Genomic DNA, 21630 nt, shown 5'->3' on the forward strand with positions numbered 1-21630 from the left:
GTTTTTTTTATGCGCGCGGTTCGTTCTCGCCGCGCGCGACGAGCCCGTAACGCCGGATCTTTTCGTAAAGCGTGGCCTTCGCCATCTGCAGACGCTCGGCCGCCTGCGCGACCGCGCCGTTCGATTGCTGGAGCGCATCGGCGATCAGCGCGCGCTCGTATTGCTCGACGCGCTCCTTGAGCGGCAGCGCGTCGTCGGCGCCATTCGCGGCGGGCGGCGCGACATCGTCGGGAATCCCGAGCACATAGCGGTCCGCCGCGTTGCGCAGTTCGCGCACGTTGCCGGGCCAGTCGCGCTGCGCGAGACGCATGCGGTCGCGTTCGGTGAGCAGCGGCGCCGGGCGCTGGTAACGCACGGCCGCGTCCAGCAGAAAGTGCTCGAACAGCGGCACGATGTCCTCGCGGCGTTCCGCGAGCGGCGGCAGCGCGATCGTCACCACGTTGAGCCGATACAGCAGGTCGCGCCGGAACGTGCCCGCCGCGACGTGTTCGAGCATATCGCCCTTGGCCGCCGCGACCACGCGCAGATCGACGCGCACCGGCTGGTTCGACCCCAGCCGCTCCAGCACGCCGTCCTGCAGCACGCGCAGCAGCTTCACCTGGAGCGCGAGCGGCATGCTTTCGATTTCGTCGAGAAAGAGCGTGCCGCCCGCCGCGTGTTCGAGCTTGCCGATCCGCCGCTTCGCCGCGCCCGTGAACGCGCCCGGCTCGTAGCCGAACATCTCCGACTCGAACATCGGCTCGGGCAGCGCGCCGCAGTTCACGGCCACGAACGGTTTATCGCGGCGCGGCGACAGTTCGTGCAGACTGCGCGCGATCAGCTCCTTGCCCGCGCCGGTGTCGCCGTTGATGATCACCGACGCATCGGTCGGCGCGACGTTCGCGATCAGCTTGCGCACCTGCTCGATCGCCGGACTTCTGCCGATGATGCGCGGCGCGAGCGCGTTCTGCCCCGCCAGCTCGCGGCGCAGCGCGAGGTTTTCGAGCATCAGCGTGCGGCGCTCCAGCGCGCGGCGCACGGTTTCGATCAGCCGCTCGGACGCGAACGGCTTCTCGATGAAATCGTAAGCGCCGTCGCGCATCGCCTGCACGGCCATCGAAATGTCGCCGTGGCCGGTGACGAGAATCACCGGCACGTCGGGCGCGCGGTCGTGGCATTGCGCGAGCAGGTCGAGCCCGCTCATGCCGGGCAGGCGGATGTCGCTGACGACCACGCCCGCGAATTCGGCATCGACGAGCGGCAGCGCGGCTTCGGCGTTCGCGAAACCGGTCGCGTCGAAGCCCGCGAGTTGCAGGCTTTGCACACCGGCGCGGCGCACCAGTTCGTCGTCCTCGATATAGAGCACCCGGCCGGGCGTCGTGTCGATCATGTTCGTTCGCCTTCCTGGTTGGAGGTGCGGGAGCTTGTGTCCTGCGGCTTCGGTTCGCCCATGCCCGCAGTTGCGCCCGCAGTTGCGCCCGCAGTCGTAGCCGCAGTGGCTCCCATGCGCGTGCGCCGCAGCGTCAGCACGAAGCACGCGCCGCCGTCCGGGCCGTTGTGCGCGGCCAGCGCGCCGCCGCAGTCGCGCGCGATCGACGACGAAATCGCCAGCCCGAGCCCCAGGCCCTGCCCCATCTCCTTGGTCGTGAAGAAGGGCTCGAAGAGGCGCGGCATGACGTCGTCGGGAATGCCGGGGCCGCTGTCGCGCACCGAGATCGCGAGCGTCGCGGGCAGCGCCTGAATGTCGATGACGATGCGTGGATCGGGCAGCCCCGCCACCGCGTCGAGCGCATTGCCGATCAGGTTGATGAGCACCTGTTCGAGCCGCAGGTCGTCGCATTGGGCGACCAGTTCGGGAGCGTCGCCGTGCGGATCGAGCGGAACCGGCGCGGCTTCGCCGTCGGTCAGCGTGAGGTCGACGCGCACGCCTTCGAGCCGCTTGCCGAGCAGCGCGAGCGCGTTACCCAGCGCGCGCACCACCGGCGAGCGCTGGCTTCTCGGCTTCGCGCGCCCCACGAACAGCTTGAGCTGATTGACGATCTTGCCCATGCGCTCGGTGAGCGAGCCGATCGCCTCCAGATTCTCGTGCGCGGAATCGTACTGACCGCGCGCGAGAAACACGCGCGTATTGTCGGAGAAACTGCGCAGCGCGGCGAGCGGCTGATTCAGTTCGTGCGTAATGCCCGCCGCCATCTGCCCGAGCGCCGCGAGTTTGCTCGCCTGAATCAGCTCGTCCTGGGTCGCGCGCAGCTCCTGCTCGGTGCGCGTGCGTTCGGCCACTTCGCGTTGCAGGCGCTCGTTGGCCTGCGAGAGATCGGCGGTGCGCTCGGCCACGCGGTCGTTGAGCATCGCATAGGCTTTTTGCAGCATCGCGCGGCTGCGCAGCACTTCGCGCACGCGCGCGCGGCGCATGCGCCAGTAGAAACCGAGCAGGCACAACGAGACATAGCCGAAGCCCGTCATGACGGTGGCGTTGCGCGCGGCGTCGAGGACCGGATCGATCGGCGACATCGTCACCAGATGCCAGTCGGGCTCGCCGAGCGCGCGGCGCGTTTCCAGATAGCGCGGCGCGCGCAGGCCGCTGCCGATGCGCACGATGTCGGCGTCGCCGGGCAGCACGCGCTCCACGCTCGCGGGCAAGGGCGCGATGTCCTGGCGCGCGTACTGGCGCGTCTGGTCGATCGAGCGGACGATCTCGGCGGGCAGCGGGCGCACCGTGCGGTACTTCCACGCGGGCACGGAAGACAGAAAGATCACGCCGTGATCGTCGGTGACGAGCAGCGGCTCGGACGCATCCGAGCCCGGAAACCATTCGAGATTGAGCTTCACCACGGCCACGCCGACGATCTTCTCGCCGCGCCGCACCGGCTGCGAAATGTAGTAGCCCGGATCGTGCGAGATCGTGCCGATGCCGAAGAAGCGCCCCACATTGCCTTGCGCGGCCTCGATGAAATACGGGCGGAAGCGGTATTCGCTGCCGACGAAGCTGTCCGCGCCGCGCCAGTTGCTGGCGGCGATGCAGCGGCCGTCGGCGCCGATGATGTAGGTCGTGGTGGCGCGCGCGTGGCGGTTCACATCCTCGAGATAGCGGTTCGCCTCGGCCACCCACTCGGGGCGCGGATCGGCCAGCACGTCCTGCACGAGCGGATGCGCGCCCACCAGATACGGCAGCGATTCGTAGCGCTCCAGCGTGCTCTTGAGCGCGGCCGTCGTGCGGTCGCCGCGCACGGCGGCGTTGCGGCGCAGCGCGTCGATACCGGTCTGCCAGGCGAGCGACCACGCGAGCGCGCAAACCACCGCGAGCCCGACGGCGAGCACGATGAACACAATGAGACGGCGCGTCACGGAGGCGGCTTCCGGAGAATCGGATGGGGATGGAGAGAATTGTGGCACACGCTTACCGCGCGAGGCGGCCGACGGCTTGAGCGGAAGGGGAAAAGAGGCACGGCGCGCCGCAGGGGAACAGCGCGCCGCCCAACGGCACGAGGCCGCCAAAGGACATGATGCTGGGTGAAGCGGTGATACGGCCGGTGAGACAGCCGGCAATACCGCGGTTATGCCGGCACGACTGGCTTTGCTGCGATCCGGGCGGAGCGCATGCGCTCCGCCCGCGAAAGACACCGGAACGACCGGAACGCCCGGAACGCTTAGACGCCCGCGCCTTCCCTCACTTCCTCGGGATTGCCGGACAGCGCCGCGCGCATCTTGTCGCGGTCGAGTTCCTTTTCCCATGCCGACACCACGACCGTCGCCACGCCGTTGCCGACGATGTTGGTCAGCGCGCGGCATTCGCTCATGAAGCGGTCGATGCCGAGAATCAGCACCATGCCCGACAGCGGAATGGTCGGCACCACGGCCAGCGTCGCCGCCAGCGTGATGAAGCCCGCGCCGGTCACGCCGCTTGCGCCCTTCGAGGTGAGCATCGTCACCGCGAGCAGCGTGAGCTGCTGGGTCCACGTGAGGTCGGTGTTGGTCGCCTGGGCAATGAAGAGCACCGCCATCGTCATGTAGATGTTGGTGCCGTCGAGGTTGAACGAATAGCCGGTCGGCACGACGAGACCCACGACCGAGCGCGGGCAGCCCATGCGTTCGAGCTTCTGCATCAGTTGCGGCAGTGCCGATTCCGACGAGCTCGTGCCCAGCACGATCAGCAGTTCTTCCTTGATGTACGAAACGAAGCGGATGATCGAGAAGCCCGTGAAGCGCGCGATCGCGCCGAGCACCACGAGCACGAACACGATCGACGTCAGATAGAACGTGCCGATCAGCTTGAGCATCGGCACGAGCGAACCCACGCCGTACTTGCCGATGGTGAACGCCATCGCGCCGAACGCGCCGATCGGCGCCAGCTTCGTGACGATCTTGACGATGCCGAACAGCACGCCCGAGAGGCTGTCGATGAAGTCGGTCACCACGCGGCCGCGCTCGCCCAGTTGCGCGAGCACCGCGCCGAACAGCAGCGCGATCAGCAGGATCTGGAGAATTTCACCCTGGCCGAACGCCGAGAACATCGTGTCCGGAATGATGTGCATCAGGAAGTCGACGGTGCTCTGACCGTGCGCCTTCTCCGCGAAGCTCGCCACGGCCTTGGCGTCGAGCGTCTTCACATCGACGTTGAAGCCCGCGCCCGGCTTGAGCACGTGCGTGGCGATCAGGCCGAGCACCAGCGCGAACGTCGAAACGATTTCGAAGTACAGCAGCGCCTTGCCGCCCACGCGGCCCACCTTCTTCATGTCTTCCATGCCGGCGATGCCGGTCACGACCGTACAGAAGATGATCGGCCCGATCACCATCTTGATCAGCTTGATGAAGGCGTCGCCGAGCGGCTTCATGTCGATGCCGAGGGCCGGAGAGAAGTGGCCCAGGATCACGCCGATGACAATCGCCACGATCACCTGGAAATAGAGCACTTTGTGGAGAGGTTTCTTCACTTTGGATGCCTGCAATGAGTTAAGCCGATGGCCGCGCGTGGATACGCGCCGAACCGCGACAGGTCGAAACGGGGGGAATCAGCGAAACCGGACGAGGGGATCGGACATCGGCTGTCTCCTTGCTTTTTTTTGTCGCGGCCGGGGTGGCCGCGCGATTTATTTTGCAAGGTTGATGCCAGCGGCGCAGCGCGTGCTCACCCTTGATTTACAAGGGATTTTCAACGCATCGGGCGTGGCGCAATCTGGATTTCCAGAAATGCGGTTTGGATACGTCCGGGAATCCGGAAATCCGGGCGCGCGGGCGCCGCCCGGAAGCGGGGTCAAAACACTCCGGCGAGGCGCGCCTTTTTAGCCGCGCCCTTTCCACGGCACGAGACGCCGTTCGAGCGCGCGCATGCCGAGGTCGAAACCCCAGGCGATCAGGCCGATCAGCACGATGCCCATCACCACGACGTCGGTGCGCAGGAAGCTCGACGCGTTGAGCACCATCTGGCCGAGCCCCGCCGTGGCGGCGACCATTTCGGCGGCGACGAGCGTGGTCCAGCCGAAGCCGATGGCGATGCGCAGCCCGGTGAGGATTTCCGGCAGCGCGGCCGGCAGCACCACGAAGCGCACGATCTGCGCGAAGCTGCCGCCCAGCGACGCCGCCGCGCGCAACTGCTCGACGGTGGCGCTTTTCGCGCCCGCGCGCGCGGCCATCGCGATCGGCGCGAAGCAGGCGAGCCAGATCACGACGATCTTGGCGGTCTCGTCGATACCGAACCAGATCACCACGAGCGGCAGGTAGGCGAGCGGCGGCAACGGCCGGTAGAACTCCAGCGGCGGATCGAGCAGGCCGCGCGCGACGCGCGACACGCCCATCAGGATGCCGACGGGAATCGCCGTCAGCGCCGCGAGCGCGAACGCGCCGAACACGCGCAGCGCGCTCCAGAACAGATGCTCCGAGAGCGGCAGGCCGCCCTGGATGCGGCCGTGCCAGGCGTCGACGAAGGCGTGCCAGACCGCCTCGGGCGTCGGCAGAAAGAGCGGCGGCAGCCAGTGCAGATGCGTGGCGAGCCACCAGAGCGCCGCGAGACCGGCCACCGACGCGGCGGAGAGCGCGGCCGTCGGCCCTTCGCCGGGCATGCGCCAGACGCGGGCGCGCGAACCGCTCGACGCGACCTGTGCGGCTTGCGGGGCGATCTTTGGCGCGCTGTTTGGCGCGCTGTTTGGCGCGCTGTTTGACGCGCTGTTTGACGCTATGTTTGACGCGGTTTCAGCGCCTTCGAAACTGGATGACGCGCGCGCGTTCAGCGCTTCCAATGATTCCTGCGACACGCTCATCGCATCACCTTGACTGTCGACTTCATGATGGGTTTCGCGAATGGGCGCTCACGACAGCGCCGGTTCACGCGCATCCGCGTGCAGCAACTGCACGAGCCGCTCGCGCCATTCGATGAAATCGGGCGCCGACTTCACCGCGCGCGCGTCGCGCGTACGCAGATAGCGGCGCGCGAACGGCACCTCGAACGCGTGCTCGATGCGGCCCGGCCCCGGCGTCATGACCACCACGCGCGTCGCCAGAAAGAGCGCCTCCTCCACGCTGTGCGTGATGAAGAACACCGTCTTCTGCGTGCGCGCCCAGACGTCGAGCACGAGCGTCTGCACGGATTCGCGCGTCATCGCGTCGAGCGCGCCCATCGGCTCGTCCATCAGCAGCACTTGCGGATCGCTCGCGAGCGCGCGCGCGATGCCCACGCGCTGCTGCATGCCGCCCGAGAGCGCATCCACGCGCGAACGCGCGTGATCGTCGAGCCCGACGAGCGCCAGTTGCTCGCGCGCGATGCGCTCGCGTTCGGCCTTCGGCACGCGCCGGAAACGCAGGCCCAGCGCGACGTTGTCGAGCACGTTCAGCCACGGCAGCAACGCATGCTTCTGGAACACCACGCCGCGCTCCGCGCCCGGTCCGGCCACGCGCGCGCCGTTCACGCGCACCTCGCCGCCGGTCGGTTCGATGAAGCCCGCGATGCAGTTCAGCAAAGTGGTCTTGCCGCAGCCCGACGCGCCGAGCGCGACCACGAACTCGCCGCGCTCGACCTGCAGGTTCACGTTCGCGAGCGCCACGCTGGGCGCGTCGCCGCGACGCGCGCCCGCGTAAGCGACGCTCAGATCGCGGATATCCAGTGCGCTCATGCTCGCCTCCTTCGCGTGCGTATGCTGACGAATGCCGATATCGGCGCGTTAATCAGTGCGCGGCGGCGCGCTGCACGTAACGCGGATCGATGCCGACCGAGTAATCGGGCAGCACGTTCTGGATCGTGCCCTGCTGCTTGAGGAAGGACGCCGTCGCGAGCAGCGATTGCGCCGCGCCCGACTGCGCGCCGCCGCCCAGCCAGGTCTTCGAGGCCTGCTCGGCGGGCGTCGGGAATGCGTAGAGCGCGAGGCTCGCGGGCACTTCGTCCGGATTCGCGCCCGACTCCTTCGCCACGGCCTGCACCTGCGGCGAGGCGGCGTTCCAGGCGGCGCGATGCGCGCTGTAATCGGCGTCGGCGGCGGCCAGCACCTGCACGAACTTCGCCACGAAGTCGCCGTTATCCTTCGCGAAACCGCGATCGACCACGAAGCCGTCGAAGGTCGCCTTGCCCGTCGCCTTGGCCACCTGCCCCGACGTGATCAGCACCTTGCCGCTCTTCTTCACCTGCGCGAGCACCGGGTCCCAGATGTAGGTCGCGTCGATGTTGCCGCGCTGCCAGGCCGCCGCGACTTCGGGCGGACGCAGGTTCACGATCTTCACATCGGCGGGATTCACGCCCGCGTTCTGCAACGCCACGAGCGCATGGAAATGCGAGGTCGAGACGAACGGCACGCCGATCGTCTTGCCCTTGAGGCCCGCGATGCTGGTCACGCCCGACCCGTCGCGCGCGACCAGCGCCTCGGCGTCGTTGATGTTGTCGAGAATCCAGAACAGCGAGAGATTCACGCCCTGCGAGAGCCCCGCCGCGATCGGGCTCGACCCGGCTTCGCCGAGCTGCACCGAACCCGACGCGAGCGCGCGGATCACATCGGCGCCGCTCGCGAGCTTGCGGAACGTGACCTTGTAGCCGGTGGCCTTTTCGACTTCGCCGGTCGCCTGCGCGTAACGCCACGGCACCACCATGTCCTGATACGCGATCACGACTTCGCGCGTCTCGGCATGCGCGCGCGGCGCACCGAACGCGGCGAACAGCGCCGTGGCCGCCAGCGCGGCGGCGAGCACGCGCGGACGTTGCGAGGAAAGGACACGTTGACGGGCGCGATGACTCATCGAAAAACTCCGGCGGAACCACTGAGGTTGAATGGAAGGTTCCGACTATAGGGAGTCTGGCGGCGTCCGGTTCTAATTTATCCGCGATAGCTAATGACGCTGCTGGAGCATTGCTTTGCGTGTTCCTGCGCATGCCGCGCGCCAACGAAAAAGCCCGCTTTTCAGCGGGCTTTTTTCAATGCGACGAAGCGAAACGAAGCGGCTTAGACCACGCCCGCGCCGTGCGCCTGCAGATCGGCGTGATAGCTCGAACGCACCATCGCGCCGACGGCGGCGTGCGTGAAGCCCATCTTGTACGCCTCTTCCTCGTACATCTTGAAGGTGTCCGGATGTACGTACGAACGCACCGGCAGATGGTGCTCCGAAGGCTGCAGATACTGGCCGATCGTGAGCATGTCCACGTCGTGCGCGCGCAGGTCGCGCATGACCTGAAGAATCTCTTCCTCGGTTTCGCCGAGACCCACCATCAGGCCCGACTTGGTCGCGACGTCCGGATGCAGCGCCTTGAAGTCCTTCAGCAGCTTCAGCGAGTGCGCGTAGTCCGAACCCGGGCGCGCTTCCTTGTACAGACGCGGCACCGTTTCGAGGTTGTGGTTCATCACGTCGGGCGGCGCGGCGTTCAGGATGCCGAGCGCGCGATCGAGACGGCCGCGGAAGTCGGGCGTGAGAATCTCGATGCGGGTTTCCGGCGAATGCTCGCGCACCTGGCGGATACATTCGACGAAGTGGCCCGCGCCGCCGTCACGCAGATCGTCGCGGTCGACGCTCGTGATCACGACGTACTTGAGCTTGAGCGCGCCGATGGTGCGCGCGAGGTTCGCCGGTTCGTCCGGATCGAGCGGATCGGGACGGCCGTGGCCGACGTCGCAGAACGGGCAGCGGCGCGTGCACTTGTCGCCCATGATCATGAACGTCGCGGTGCCCTTGCCGAAGCATTCGCCGATGTTCGGGCAGCTCGCCTCTTCGCACACCGTATGCAGGTTGTGCTCGCGCAGGATGTTCTTGATCTCGTAGAAGCGCGACGTGCCCGTGGCCGCTTTCACGCGGATCCAGTCGGGCTTCTTGAGCTTCTCGATGGGGATGACCTTGATCGGAATGCGCGCGGTCTTGGCCTGCGCCTTCTGTTTCGCGGTCGCGTCGTAGGGGACGGCGTCGGCGGGGGCCGGGCTCGGAGCCAGGTTCGCGGCGGGGTTCGCGGTTACATCAGTCATTCGTTCGATCCAGTCAGGCCGCCGGAACAGCGCCAGCCTGCGGTTGCGGCGGTTGCCCGCCTGAGGCCGCCTGAGCAGCCGGGTCCACTGCAGCCGCTTCGGCCGCCGGGTCTGTGGCGGCCGCTTCGGCCACCGGAAGATTTGCCGCGTGCGCAGCGAGTTGCGTCTCGAGCTGCGCCGCCAGCGTGGCGGCCACGTCGCGCCAGTCCGCCGCGACGCCGAGCGACGCCATATCGACAGTTTCGAGGCCCGCGTAGCCACACGGATTGATCGCGAGGAAGGGGCTCAGGTCCATCGACACATTCAGGCTCACGCCGTGGTAGCTGCAGCCGTTGCGGATCTTCAGACCGAGCGCCGCGACCTTCGCGCCACGGTGCGCCGCGCTGGCGCCCGACGCGTGTTCCGGCACGTAAATGCCGGGCGCGCCGGCCTTGCGCTCGCTCGCGAGATTATACGCCGCCAGCGTGTCGATCACGGCCTGCTCGATGAGCGTCACCAGCTCGCGCACCATCAGTTTCCGGCGTCGCAGATCGAGCAGCAAATAGGCCACGATCTGGCCCGGCCCGTGATACGTGATCTGGCCGCCGCGGTCGATCTGGACGAGCGGAATACCGCTGTTGGCGACGAGCAGATGCTCGGGCTTGCCGGCCTGCCCGAGCGTGAAAACGGGCGGATGCTCGACCAGCCAGATTTCGTCAGGGGTATCGGCGTCGCGCTGATCGGTGAACGCGCGCATGGCGTCGAAGCTCGCCTGGTAGGCCTCGTTGCCGCGCCAGCGCACGACGGGCGCTGCGAAGCGCGCGCCGGCGGGGCCGGATTCGGTGCTGGACGCCGCCTCGGCGATCGTGGAAATCGCGGAATTCGCGGGGTCGGATGACATTGACAGGGGTGAAACCGGGGTGGCGCACATGATTCCCGAAGTTTACCCAATTCGGGACAAGCGCGCCGAGGACGCTGCGCGATCACCGTGATCAGGCCGCGCGCCGGGCCGCCTGCGCGGTCCCGGCGCGGTGCGCAGACCGGATTTGCACGCATCGAATCGTGCGTCAAACGCTTTATCAAACCGTGGCTGTATCAAACCGTGGCTGTATCAAACCGTGCGCCAGCCGTCGCGCGCATGCACGCCGAAGCGCGCCGCCGTGCGAGCGGCCCAGTCCACCGCGCGCTCGCCCACGCGCTTGGGCGTGGCGAACGCCACCCACGCGGGGGCGCCCTGCTCCGCGCCGATCCACAGACGCTCGCCGCGACGCAGCCGCAGCGTCTGGCCCGGTTCGAGCCAGTAATCGGCCGTGTCGTCGCTGCGCGTGACCCAGACCGCGCCGCAGCGCACCGTCAGGCGCGTGCTGCGCGAAACGCGTACCGACGCCACTTGCCGGGCTTCCACCTCGAAGGTGATATCCGAAGAAATTTCTCTCATTTTCGACTCCGAATGACGTGCTCCAATGGCTACAATCCTAGACACTGCAAGGGATCGAGCAAAACGATCATTTTTCACGCCTATGTGAGAAAAATTACGATGGATCTGCGTACGCTTCCCGCCCTCAATGCGCTCAAGTCCTTCGAGGCCGCCGCCCGCCACGAGAGTTTTTCGCGTGCCGCCGACGAGCTGTTCGTCACGCACGGCGCGGTCAGCCATCAGATCCGCGCGCTCGAAGCCGAACTGGGCGTGGCGCTGTTCGCGCGCGACGGCAAGCGCGTGCGCGTGACCGATACGGGCCGCCGCTACGCCACCCAGGTGCGCGACGCGCTCAACCAGCTGGCGCGCGCCACCGAGGAAATCCGCTCTGGCGACCGCGACCGCCGCCTCGTCGTGTCGATGCTGTCGTCGTTCGCGGCGCGCTGGGTCACGCCGCGCATCGGCCGCTTCATCGAGGCGCATCCGCAGTGGGACGTCGAACTGCAATCCACCAATTCGCTGATCGATTTCACGCGCGACGACGTGGACGTGGCGATCCGTTTCGGCTTCGGCCACTATCCGGGCCTGCACACCGAACTGCTGCTCGACGAGATTTTCTTTCCCGCCTGCGCGCCCGACTTCAACGGCGGCAAGCTGCCCGACGATCCGCGCGAGATGACGAAGCTGCCGCTGCTGCGCTCCGACGACGAACTGTGGCGTCCGTGGTTCGACGCCGCCGGTCTGCAGGATCTGCCCGAACCCAAGCGCGGCGTGCTCTATCAGGATTCGTCGAATCTGCTGCAAGCCGCGATGGACGGCCAGGGCATCGCGCTCGTGCGCCGCTCGCTCGCGATGCACGAAATCACGCGCGGGCGCCTCGTGCGCCTGTTCAAGGACATCGACGGCCCGAGTCCGTGGCGCTACTACTTCATCTGCCAGCCGCAGCGCCTGCAAACCGAGCGCGTAACCGCGTTCCGCGACTGGGTGTTCGACGAGGTGGCGCGCTTTCGACGGCTCTACGAAGACGCCTGCGAGGCCGGCCCGGTCATCACGGCCGCCGCCGCGGCGCTGCGCGCGACCACGGGCGACACGCCTTGAAGCACGCTTCAATGAACGCCGTGAACCGCGCGTAAACGCAACAAGGGCCGCTAAAAAGCGGCCCTTGCTTCATCTCGATTCCAATCTCGATCCCAATCCGGATCGCGCCCTTACAGCACGATCTTCACCATCGGATGCCCGGTCAGCGCGCGATAGATATCGTCGAGATGCGGCTGGCTTGTCGCGCGCACCGTCACCGTGAGGCCGGTGTAATTGCCGCCGCTCGACGGCCGCGTTTCGATGGTTGCGGTATCGAAACCGCCGTCGAATTCGCGCAGCACGGCGATGATCGTGTCCTGGAACTCCGGATGCGTCTTGCCCATCACCTTGATGGGGAAATCGCACGGGAATTCGATCAGCGTGGTTTTTTCTTCGGCGCCGGCGGCGCCGTTCGTTTGCGATGCACTCATTTGTTGTCCACTTCCTGTAGCGAGGCGGCGGCTTCGGCGTGCGATTGCGCCAGCGATGCCGCCTCATAAACCTCACGCGCCGCGCGCGCCTTGGCACGCTGGTACGCCGCGTAAATCGCCGCATAGACGGGGCCCGGCTTGCCGTCGCCCACCGCCTGGCCGTCGATCGTGACGACCGGCAGCACTTCCTTCGTCGCCGAGGTCACGAGCACTTCGTCGGCGCCGCGCAGCGCGGCTTCGTCGATCTCGCGCGCCTCGAAACGCAGCCCGCATTCCTGCGCCAGTTCCTCGACGAGTCCGTAGCGGATGCCTTCGAGAATCTTGTGGCTGCGCGGCGGCGCGTACAGCGCGCCATCCTTCGCGATCCACACATTCGACGACGATGCTTCGGTCACCCAACCGTCGCGCAACTGAATGGTTTCGAACACGCCGTGTTCGGCCGCATGTTGCGCCATCAGCACGTTGCCGAGCAGCGAGGTCGCCTTGATGTCGCAATGCAGCCAGCGGCGGTCTTCGGCGGTGACGCAGGCCACGCCGTTCGCGCGCGACGCATCGCCCGGCATGACGAGCGGATTCACCATCACGAACACCGTGGGCGGCACGCTCGCCGCCGGAAACGCGTGCGCGCGCTTCGCGACGCCGCGCGTGACCTGCACGTAGACGTTCGCGTGCGCATCGGGCGCGAGCGCGCCGGCCTGCTCGTTGGCGTCGATCACCCGCGCGATCAGCGCGCGCCAGCCGCTTTCGCTGAACGGATTGGCGATGCCGATCTTCTCCAGCGAACGCGCGAGCCGCGCGAGATGCTGCGTGAGACGGAACGGCACACGCACGAGCGGCGCTGCGCCGTCTTCGTCCGCTTCGACACCCTCGACTTCGAGCGCATACACCGGCACCACTTCGTAAATGCCGTCACCGAAAATGAAGCCGCGATCGAGCACCGGCACGCGCGCCTCGCTGATCGGCGTGAATGCGCCGTTCAGCCAGACGACGGGCTCGCCGTCGTGCTCGTCATCGTGATCGTGCTCGTCGAGCTCGTCGTGAGCGTCGAGCGCGTCAAGATCGGCGGGCGCTTGCGGCGCTGAAGTCGAGGTGTGTCCGGCCATTTACTTCTTCTTGTTGAACATCAGCATGAGCGAATCCCACACGCGGCCGACGATGCCGGCTTGCGGCACCGCTTCGAGCGCGACCAGCGGGAATTGCGCGAGCACCTTGCCGTCCGCGCCGACGAACTTCGCCGTGCCGACCTGCTGGCCGTCCGCGAGCGGCGCGATCAGCGGGCTGGTGATGTCGATCTGCGGCTTGGCCTTGTCGGCGGCGCCCTTCGGCAGCGTGACGAACTGATCCTTCTTCACGCCGACCTTCACGGCGTCCGCCGCGCCCTTGTAGACGCGCGGCGTGGCCACGGCCTGGTTCGCGCCGTAGATGCGCGTGGTGTCGTAGGCGCTATAGCCGTAGTTGAGCATCTTCAGGCTGTCCTGCACCCGGTCGTGCTCTTTCTGCTCGCCCATCATCACCGAGACCAGACGGCGGTCGCCGCCGCCCGCCATCGGACGCTTGGCCGACGCGATCAGGCAGTAGCCCGCGGCTTGCGTGTGGCCGGTCTTCAGACCGTCGACCGTCGGGTCGATCCACAGCAGACGGTTGCGGTTCGGCTGCTTGATGTTGTTGTACTTGAATTCCTTGACCGAGAAGATGCTGTAGTACTCGGGATAGTCGCGAATCAGGCGCGCCGACAGCGTGGCGAGGTCGCCGGCCGTCGTGTAGTGATTCGGGTCGGGCATGCCGTTGACGTCGGCGAAGTGCGTGTGCGCCATGCCGAGCTTCTGCGCTTCGGCATTCATCATGTTCACGAAGTTCGCTTCGCTGCCGCCCACGAGTTCGGCGAGCGCGATGGCCGCGTCGTTGCCCGACTGGATGATCATGCCGTACACGAGGTCGTGCACCGAGACCGGCTTGTTCGCTTCGATGAACATGCGCGATTCGTCGGTCTTCACGCGACGCACCGCTTCGCTCGGCGTGACGATCTGCTCCATCGAAATCTTCTTCGACTGCAGCGCCTCGAACGTGAGGTACGCGGTCATCAGCTTCGTGAGCGAGGCCGGTTCGACGCGCTCGTCGGCGTTGCCCGAGGCGAGCACCTGGTTCGCCGTGGCGTCGACAAGCACCCACGAGCGCGCGTTCACCGCCGGCGGCGGCACCTGCGCGAACGCGCTGGCGCTCGCGAGCAGCGAGGCCGGCACGAGCGCGCCGAGCGTGACTTTACGAACGATGGAGGAAGAAACGAGAGGGGACTGCTGGCCGTTGGAGAGAAAACGCATGGGTTCAGGTCGGACGGGATTGGGGTCGGGATGAACGTGGCGCGCCATGCGGCGCACGGTCGGGTGAGCCGGAATGCGGCGCCTCGCTCAACACGCCTGAAGAGGTTTCAGACGGGCGCGGCGGCCGCAAAAAGAGCGCCCATTATACGCGCCGCGTGCAGGCGTTTTTCGAAGTGGGCACACGTTTGCGCGCACCTGTCGTGCATTTTTAACGATTCGCGCGCCTTTTTATGCAACCGCGAGGTCATTTCTCACGATCGGCCGACGCAGCACTTACAGACGCTGCGTGCGGCCGATATGGACCCTAAAAACGCGCGCGAGAAAAAGCCGCGCCGTCGACGCGAGCGTTTCAGCGCCAGGCGTCGACGATGATGCGCTTGAGAATGTGCAGCTTGCGATGCAGGAAGTGTTCCGCCCCCGGAATCACCACGACGGGCAGTTCCTGCGGCCGCGCCCATTCGTACACCGAGAGAATCGGCACGGTATCGTCGAGTTCGCCGTGAATCACGAGCGTGTCCTCGCGCACCGGCGCGACTTCCCAGCGGCTCGCCGCCGTGCCGACGAACACCATGCGCTCGATTTCGCCGCCCGCTTCCAGATAGCGCTTCGCGACGTGCGAGAGCACGAAGGTGCCGAACGAGAAGCCCGCGAGCACGAGCGGCACGTCGGCCTGACCCGGCTGCGCGCGCATGTAGCGGATCAGTTCGAGCAGATCGTCCTGTTCGCCGATGCCGTTGTCGTGCGTGCCCGCCGTGCCGCCGACGCCGCGAAAGTTCGAGCGGTACGTCGTGTAGCCGAGCTGCACGAGCGTGCGCGCGAGCGTCTGCGCGACCTTGTTGTCCATCGTGCCGCCAAAGAGCGGATGCGGATGCGCGACGAGCGCGATGCCGCGCACGGGCGTGCCGGCGTCGGGCGTGTCGAGCGCGCATTCGATCTGGCCGATCGGGCCGTCGATATGGAATTTTTGCGTCTGGGCGTTCATCGGGCTGCGGTCCTTGCTGTCTTTCGTGCTGTCGTTTTCGTGTCGGCGCGCATCACGGACCGCATCAGGGACGATCGATCAGCAGACGCTCGACCACCTGGCCGTTCTGCAGATGCGACACGACGATTTCCTCGATGTCGGTTTCGTCGACATAGGTGTACCAGGTGCCTTCCGGATACACGACGACGACCGGCCCTTCCTCGCAGCGGTCTAGGCAGCCGGCCTTGTTGACGCGCACCTGGCCCGGACCCGCGAGGCCCAGTTGCTTCACGCGCTTCTTGGCGTATTCCTGCATCGCCTGCGCGTTGCAGCTCGCGCAGCTCGGACGCTCGGCGCCGGGATCGCGCTGATTCAGGCAGAAGAACACATGGTGTTTGTAGAAGGAATCGGTCATGGCGTGAGTACCGGGATAGGCAGTAAAAGTGGGGGTGCGGCGCGCTCGCCGGATTATCGGAACAACGGTGACGATGCGCGTGTGGCGTGCCTGCTGGGGTCGCTAGATGCGGTCACTCATCGCGGCCGCCGAATGCGGTCGATTATAGCGAGCGACGCGCGAGCCACGCGCGCTCCAGCGAGAACGCGCTCCAGCCCAGCGCGGCCCACGGCCAGATCCACGCGAGCCAGTGCGCAAGCCCGTTGAAATGCAGATAGCGGCCCTGACGCCAGTCGGCGAGCACCACGTCGAAATACGGATTCACAGGCAGCACGTTGACCAGCACGAGCGCCACCGCCAGCGCCACGCTCGCCGCCGCGGCGCGCGCCGCGCGCGGCAGGCGCAGCGCGAGAAAGGCCGCGAGCGTGCCCCAGACGAGGCCGCCGAGCGCGCCCGGCGTCGCCCAGTTGAAGATCAGTCCGCTTTGCGATTGCAGGAAGGTCGCGCCCGCCTTCACCACGAGCGTGGCCGCCAGCAGCACGACGATGAGCCGCGCGCGCGGGGCGCGCTGGCGCATCGGCAGCGAGGCGAAGGCCGCCGCGCCGAACAGGTTGAGCGTCGTGACGAGCGCTTCCCAGCCGCTCTCGGGCAGACGCGCGGCGAGCGCGTCGGGCAGCACGCGCAGATGCCACGCGGCGGGCGTCCAGGCGAGCACGGCGTCCTGCATCGAGGCGTCGAAGCGCTGCCAGATCGCGCGCGGCCAGTCGCCCATGCCGAACAGGCGCGGCGCGGGAAACATCGTCGCGAACGGCCAGAGCGCCGCGAGCACCATCAGCGCGCCCGCGTCGCGTTCGAACCAGCGAAACCGCAGCCGCCGCAGAAACCCGCGTTCGAGCAGCGCGCCCGTGAGCGGCGCCGCGAGGGCCGCGCCCAGCAGCGCACCGAGCGCGTTGGTGGCGAGATCGAGATTGGACGCGACGCGCGTGGGCAAATAGGTCTGCACCGCTTCCATGCCGCTTGAGAGCAGCGTGCCGCCCAGCGTGGCGAGCGCGACGGCGGCCAGTCCGCGGCAGCGCGGCCAGATCGCCAGCACCGCGAGCGCGCCGAACGGCATGTAGCCGAGCACGTTGGTGACGACGTCGAAGACGGTCCAGTAACGCGGGAAGGGGTCGTTGAGATAGTCGAACGGACCGAGGCCGAGCGAGCGCCAGCCCGAGAACGGATACCACGAGCCGTAGACGATCAGCGCCGTGTAGAGCGCCAGCGCCTGGCGCGAGAGCGTGGAGGCCTGGCGCGGCGGGATGTCGGGGACGGCGGACGCTTTTTCCGCGCGCACAACGGCGGCCTCGCTGCGCGCGCGCACAGCGTCGCCGGATTCACCGTTGCGGCTGTCGTAGCCGTTGCCGCCCTTACCCGCTTTGCCGCTCATCCAACCGGTCCCACTGGTGCCGCGAGCAGCACGCCGCGCGCGCCGCCCGCCGCGTTCCTCAAGGCGTGCCGGCGAATGCCTGCACGCTCAGCCATGCGCCAATCTGACTCGCGAAATCGTCGCTCGCCGTCCGCAGCGCCGCCGCGCCGCCCGCCGCGTCGGGCGTGCTGGCCGGCGCGCGCGCGAGGAACGAACGCTGCGCGATCACCTTGCCGCCCTGCATCAGCGTCGCGCGCGCGGCCAGCACGCCCGAGCTTTCGGAGGCGGTGTCGAACACCTGTTCGAACTCGGTGAGTTCGACCTTGAGCATCGGCGCCTGCACGGCGTCCGCGCCCGAAAGCACCGTGACGCGCGTGGCGAGCGAGGTGCGCAGACGCTGCGTGAGCAGGCGCGCGGGCGACATCGTCCAGTGGCTGCTCGCGTAGCGCGCCGAGCGCTGCGAGTCGCCGCCGATGCGGTAGACGATGCCGTCGTGATCGAGCGTCGCCGGCGCGCTCACTTCGAGCACCTTGAGCGGCGGCAGCGTGGGCGGCGCGGGCGGCGCTTCCTGCGGCCCGAGGTCGTAGCGGATATCCGAGAGCGCGGCCGGATTGCCGGCGCACGCCGCCAGCGTACCGATGGCGAGCGCCGCGAGCGCGGCGCAGCAGAGCCTCAGAAGCGAGCGTGACGGGGTGGCTTGGCGTGACATTGCGGTTCCTTCCGGTTCTTGCGGGTTCTTGCGGATCATGCGGTCAGGCGGCGCCGTTCTGGCGGCCGCCGCCGACGTCGAATGCACTCCGACACCATTGCGGCGCAGCAGTTCGCGGCGCGCGCAGCAGCATAGCGATTTTTGCGAAGGGCCAGAACGCGGCGGCCACTTCGCAGCGTTTCGCGGCGCGCTTACTTCGCGCCCGTGCCCGGCCACGCGAAGCCCGGCTCGCCGGGGCCGGGCGCGGGTTGCGGCGCGCCGCCGAACAGCACGCTGCGCGGGCTCGAACTGAACGTCCCCGCCGCGCGGTCCACCGAGCGCATCGCCGAGCGCACGTCGTCGGTCAGCGAATCGACGCGCGGCAGCGTGTCGTAGCCCACGCGCGCCGAGAGTTCCTGAATCGACATGTCGATCGACGAAAGCGCCTGCCCGGCCTGCGCCGCCGCCGTGCCGGCCTTGTTCAGATTGGTCTGGAACGGGCCATCCGGACGGTTCACGCTGGTGATGAGCTGATTGGTCGACTGCAAGGTTTTCTGCAGATCGGCGACCGCGCCCGGCAGTTGCTTCGTCGCGGGCTGCAATTGCAGCGCGAGCGTATTCACGCTGTCGGCGGCCTGTTGCAGCGAGGTCACCGTCGCCATCACCTGCTTGCGGTTTTCCTCGTTGAGCATCTGGTCGACGTCGGTGGCGATGCTGTCGAGCTTGCGCAGCAGCACGTCGCCGCGCCGCTGGAGCTGGTCGAGCAGGCCGGGGCGCAGCGGAATCTCCGCCACGCTCTTGTCCGAGGACGCGAGCGGCGACTGATCGAGCCCGTTGTCGTCGAGCTGCACGAAAGCGATGCCGGTCACGCCCTGGAGCGCGAGCGTGCCGAAGGTCGAGCGCGTCATCGGCGCCTTCTGGTCCACCAGCACGCGAATGCGGATCTGGCCCGGATGATTCGCGTCGAAATGGATCGACTGCACCTTGCCCACGTCGAGGCCGCGATAGCGCACGGCCGCGTCCGGATACAGCCCGGTGACGCTGCTGCGCGAGATCAGGTCGTACGGCACGCGCACCGCGTGATCGGCGCTGAAGAAGAGGACCGCCAGCGCGATTGTCGCCAGCAGGCCGATCGTGAAGACGCCGGCCCAGAACGCATGCGGTTTGTTTTCCATCGTCAGATTCCCTTGTTGGCGACCTTGCGCCTCGTGACACGCCCGCGCGTCAGCACGGTTTCACGCCCACGGATGCGGGCAGCAGCGCCGCCGGCGGCAGCTTCGCGCGGCGCTCGGGCGGGAGCGCCTGCAACGCGCGCCGCCCGCGCATGCCCAGAAAATATTCGCGGATGAACGGATCGTCCACGCCGGCCGCTTCCTCCACGGGCGCGGCCACCAGCACCTTGCGCTCCGCGATCACGGCCACGCGCGTGGAAAGCGCGACCATCGCGTCCAGATCGTGCGTGATCAGCACGACGGTCAGGCCCAGCGCGCGATGCAGCGTGCTGATCAGTTCCACCACTTCGTCCGACGAGCGCGGATCGAGCCCCGCCGTCGGTTCGTCGAGAATCAGCAGCTCGGGCTCCAGCACGATCGCGCGCGCGAGCCCGACGCGCTTGACCATGCCGCCCGACAGCGCGGCCGGCATCTTCGACGCGTGCTTGCACGGCAGCCCGACCATCTCCAGCTTCAGCATGACGATGTCGCGCAGCAGGTCGGCCGGCACCTCGCCCAGCTCGCGCACTGGCTGCGCGATGTTGTCGTAGACCGACAGCGACGAGAACAGCGCGCCGTGCTGAAACAGCATGCCGGTGCGCGTGCGCATCAGGCGGGCGCGTTCGGGATCGATCGTCGAGATGTCTTCGCCGAACATCTTGATGGTGCCGGACGTGGGCCGCTCGAGCCCGAGAACCTGCCGCACCAGCGTGGTCTTGCCCGAGCCCGAGCCGCCCACGATGGTGACGATCTCGCCGCGGCGAATATCCAGATTCAGATGCTGATGGACGATGTTGCGCCCGTAGCGCTTGGTGAGGTTGCGCACCTCGATGATCGGCTCGCCGATCGCCGGCAGCGGCAGATCCTCGACGGCTTCCCTGAGCGGCGTGGCCAGCGTGCCGGTCGTGGTCAGCGCGCCGGGCGACGGCGTGGACGCCGTGGCCCGGGTTCCGGTCGTGCTCAACGTGTTCATGACAGCCCCACGTTCTGGAAGAGAATGGCGAACACGGCGTCGGCGAGGATCACGATGGTGATCGAGGTCACGACCGAAGTGGTCGTGCCTTCGCCGAGACTCTGCGAATTCGCCTTGATGCGAAAGCCGAAGTGGCAGCCGACGATGCCCACCAGCATGCCGAACGCCACGCCCTTGCCGAGCCCGATCCAGAGATTCGCGATCGGCACCACGCCCGGCAGCGAACGCACGAAATACGATACGTCGATGCCCAGCACCGCCTTGGCCGCGAGCGCGCCGCCGAGCAGCGCGATGATGTCGGTCCACATGACGAGCAGCGGCATCGCCACGCCCAGCGCGACCACGCGCGGCAGGATCAGCCGCAGGCCGTGCGAGATGCCCATCACGCGCATGGCGTCGAGCTCCTCGGTCACGCGCATCACGCCGATCTGCGCGGTGATGGCCGACCCGGAGCGCCCAGCCACCAGTATGGCGGCAAGCACGGGACCAAGCTCGCGAATCACCGCGAGCCCGAGAATATTGACGATGAACTGGTTCGCGCCGAACAGCCGCAACTGCTGCGCGGACAGGTACGACAGCACGATGCCGATCAGGAACGCCACCAGCGCCGTGATCGGCAGCGCGCGGGCGCCTGCGTTGTAGACGTTCGCGGAAATCTCGATCCAGGGCGTGGCCTTCGGCTTGCGCAGGATGAAGAGCAAATCGAGGATCACGCGGCCGAGCATCGAAATGCCGCCGTAGAGGTGGTCCCAGAACGAGAAGATCGCGAGACCGAGCTTCGTGACCGGATCGATCTTGACGATGCGCTCGGGCGCCTCGCGCACCGAATCGAGCAGCGCGATGCGCTCGAAGATGTCGCGCTGGGTCTGCGTGAGCGCGACCAGATCGGCGGGCAGCTTGTGGCCCCAGACGCGCCAGAGCGCCTGGCCGCCCACGTGGTCCATGCGTTCGACGCGCGACAGATCCCACTGGCCGACGCGCTCGCCCACCAGCGCGCGCAGCCGGCGCGCCACGCCGCCCTGATCGCGGTCGCGTGCGAGCGCGAGCGCGGTCCACTGGCCGGACAGGCGCACGATCTTTCCCTGGTTGCCGGCCGCGATTTCGAGGCCAGGCGGCGTCTCTTGAGTCAAGGCGGGGCGCTCGGACGGAAGAAATGATTAAACATTGTATCGAACGCGCCCCGTTTCGGCGGTGCGAGCGCGCACCGATTCTGCATCGATCCCGCGCCGGTTCCGCCCGAACTCCGCCGCGAGCCAAACGGCGGCGGCGCGGGCTGTGGACAAATCTGTGGATGACCTGTTGGTACGCTGTGGGCGCGCGGTGGAATACGCGGCGCGGCGACGCGAAAAGCCGCACGCGCCTGTGGATG

General features: G+C 67.5%; 20 protein-coding genes and 1 pseudogene. 2 read left to right on the forward strand and 19 right to left on the reverse strand.

What is annotated here, in order from left to right; translation table 11 throughout:
• Nucleotides 1-7: 7 nt before the first annotated feature.
• The 4 genes from SB764_RS13040 to SB764_RS13055 all read right to left on the reverse strand — a co-directional run bounded on the left by SB764_RS13040 (nucleotide 8) and on the right by SB764_RS13055 (nucleotide 6092).
• A complete protein-coding gene (locus SB764_RS13040) occupies nucleotides 8-1369 on the reverse strand; it encodes a sigma-54-dependent transcriptional regulator (protein WP_065062091.1) in 1362 nt (453 codons plus the stop codon).
• Nucleotides 1366-3474: an ATP-binding protein gene (locus SB764_RS13045; protein ID WP_410863742.1), complete on the reverse strand. Its 2109-nt coding sequence runs from the start codon at nucleotides 3472-3474 to the stop codon at nucleotides 1366-1368. Before SB764_RS13045 ends, SB764_RS13040 begins: the two co-directional genes overlap by 4 nt.
• 152 nt (nucleotides 3475-3626) lie before the next feature.
• Complete coding sequence (locus tag SB764_RS13050; RefSeq protein WP_065062089.1) at nucleotides 3627-4910, reverse strand: dicarboxylate/amino acid:cation symporter; 1284 nt, start codon at nucleotides 4908-4910, stop codon at nucleotides 3627-3629.
• A gap of 348 nt (nucleotides 4911-5258) precedes the next feature.
• The gene (locus SB764_RS13055; RefSeq protein WP_065062327.1) at nucleotides 5259-6092 is read right to left on the reverse strand and encodes an ABC transporter permease subunit; all 834 of its coding nucleotides are present in this window, start codon (nucleotides 6090-6092) and stop codon (nucleotides 5259-5261) included.
• On the opposite strand from SB764_RS13055, the gene SB764_RS13060 reads away from it, so the two are divergent.
• A complete protein-coding gene (locus tag SB764_RS13060) occupies nucleotides 6034-6246 on the forward strand; it encodes a hypothetical protein (RefSeq protein WP_185496696.1) in 213 nt (70 codons plus the stop codon). The two genes, SB764_RS13055 and SB764_RS13060, sit on opposite strands and share 59 nt — an antisense overlap.
• A 35-nt stretch (nucleotides 6247-6281) precedes the next feature.
• On the opposite strand, the gene SB764_RS13065 is transcribed toward SB764_RS13060, so the two are convergent.
• The 5 genes and pseudogenes from SB764_RS13065 to SB764_RS13085 all read right to left on the reverse strand — a co-directional run bounded on the left by SB764_RS13065 (nucleotide 6282) and on the right by SB764_RS13085 (nucleotide 10821).
• The gene (locus tag SB764_RS13065) at nucleotides 6282-7082 is read right to left on the reverse strand and encodes a taurine ABC transporter ATP-binding protein (RefSeq protein WP_065062087.1); all 801 of its coding nucleotides are present in this window, start codon (nucleotides 7080-7082) and stop codon (nucleotides 6282-6284) included.
• 52 nt (nucleotides 7083-7134) lie between these two features.
• Entirely contained in the window at nucleotides 7135-8193 is a 1059-nt protein-coding gene (gene tauA, locus SB764_RS13070; protein WP_074981438.1) for a taurine ABC transporter substrate-binding protein, read from the reverse strand.
• Between the two features lie 203 nt (nucleotides 8194-8396).
• Nucleotides 8397-9404, reverse strand: coding sequence for a lipoyl synthase (gene lipA, locus SB764_RS13075; RefSeq protein ID WP_065062083.1), 1008 nt, complete (start codon nucleotides 9402-9404; stop codon nucleotides 8397-8399).
• A gap of 94 nt (nucleotides 9405-9498) precedes the next feature.
• Nucleotides 9499-10284: pseudogene (gene lipB, locus SB764_RS13080) on the reverse strand (lipoyl(octanoyl) transferase LipB); the annotation flags it as partial.
• Between the two features lie 210 nt (nucleotides 10285-10494).
• Nucleotides 10495-10821, reverse strand: a complete 327-nt coding sequence (locus SB764_RS13085; protein ID WP_336750996.1) for a DUF2917 domain-containing protein — start codon at nucleotides 10819-10821, stop codon at nucleotides 10495-10497.
• 99 nt (nucleotides 10822-10920) lie between these two features.
• Between SB764_RS13085 and SB764_RS13090 the strand changes: the two genes are divergently transcribed.
• Nucleotides 10921-11898: a transcriptional regulator GcvA gene (locus tag SB764_RS13090; RefSeq protein ID WP_343663446.1), complete on the forward strand. Its 978-nt coding sequence runs from the start codon at nucleotides 10921-10923 to the stop codon at nucleotides 11896-11898.
• Between the two features lie 110 nt (nucleotides 11899-12008).
• Here the strand turns inward: SB764_RS13090 and SB764_RS13095 are convergent, their stop codons facing one another.
• From SB764_RS13095 to SB764_RS13140, 10 genes are all read right to left on the reverse strand, one after another.
• Nucleotides 12009-12308 carry a DUF493 family protein gene (locus SB764_RS13095; protein WP_065062077.1) on the reverse strand — a complete coding sequence of 100 codons (300 nt, stop codon included), beginning with the start codon at nucleotides 12306-12308 and terminating at the stop codon, nucleotides 12009-12011.
• On the reverse strand, nucleotides 12305-13411 hold the full coding sequence (locus tag SB764_RS13100) for a D-amino acid aminotransferase (RefSeq protein ID WP_321903983.1): 1107 nt from the start codon (nucleotides 13409-13411) through the stop codon (nucleotides 12305-12307). Before SB764_RS13100 ends, SB764_RS13095 begins: the two co-directional genes overlap by 4 nt.
• Nucleotides 13412-14626 (reverse strand): D-alanyl-D-alanine carboxypeptidase family protein, encoded by a 1215-nt coding sequence (locus SB764_RS13105; RefSeq protein WP_065062076.1) that lies wholly within the window; start codon nucleotides 14624-14626, stop codon nucleotides 13412-13414.
• A 349-nt stretch (nucleotides 14627-14975) separates the two neighbouring features.
• Nucleotides 14976-15608, reverse strand: a complete 633-nt coding sequence (locus SB764_RS13110) for an alpha/beta hydrolase (protein WP_065062074.1) — start codon at nucleotides 15606-15608, stop codon at nucleotides 14976-14978.
• 64 nt (nucleotides 15609-15672) lie between these two features.
• Entirely contained in the window at nucleotides 15673-16002 is a 330-nt protein-coding gene (locus SB764_RS13115) for a (2Fe-2S) ferredoxin domain-containing protein (RefSeq protein WP_065062072.1), read from the reverse strand.
• A gap of 142 nt (nucleotides 16003-16144) precedes the next feature.
• The gene (locus SB764_RS13120; RefSeq protein WP_410863745.1) at nucleotides 16145-17410 is read right to left on the reverse strand and encodes a VanZ family protein; all 1266 of its coding nucleotides are present in this window, start codon (nucleotides 17408-17410) and stop codon (nucleotides 16145-16147) included.
• A gap of 58 nt (nucleotides 17411-17468) precedes the next feature.
• The gene (locus tag SB764_RS13125; protein WP_065062321.1) at nucleotides 17469-18098 is read right to left on the reverse strand and encodes an ABC-type transport auxiliary lipoprotein family protein; all 630 of its coding nucleotides are present in this window, start codon (nucleotides 18096-18098) and stop codon (nucleotides 17469-17471) included.
• Between the two features lie 191 nt (nucleotides 18099-18289).
• The gene (locus SB764_RS13130; RefSeq protein WP_321865278.1) at nucleotides 18290-19252 is read right to left on the reverse strand and encodes an MlaD family protein; all 963 of its coding nucleotides are present in this window, start codon (nucleotides 19250-19252) and stop codon (nucleotides 18290-18292) included.
• 49 nt (nucleotides 19253-19301) lie between these two features.
• Nucleotides 19302-20183 (reverse strand): ABC transporter ATP-binding protein, encoded by an 882-nt coding sequence (locus SB764_RS13135; protein ID WP_110325604.1) that lies wholly within the window; start codon nucleotides 20181-20183, stop codon nucleotides 19302-19304.
• A gap of 74 nt (nucleotides 20184-20257) precedes the next feature.
• Entirely contained in the window at nucleotides 20258-21391 is a 1134-nt protein-coding gene (locus SB764_RS13140) for an MlaE family ABC transporter permease (RefSeq protein ID WP_065062068.1), read from the reverse strand.
• Between the last annotated feature and the right edge of the window lie 239 nt (nucleotides 21392-21630).

Source organism: Paraburkholderia sp. SIMBA_027 (assembly GCF_046535315.1).
GTDB classification, from domain to species: domain Bacteria; phylum Pseudomonadota; class Gammaproteobacteria; order Burkholderiales; family Burkholderiaceae; genus Paraburkholderia; species Paraburkholderia tropica.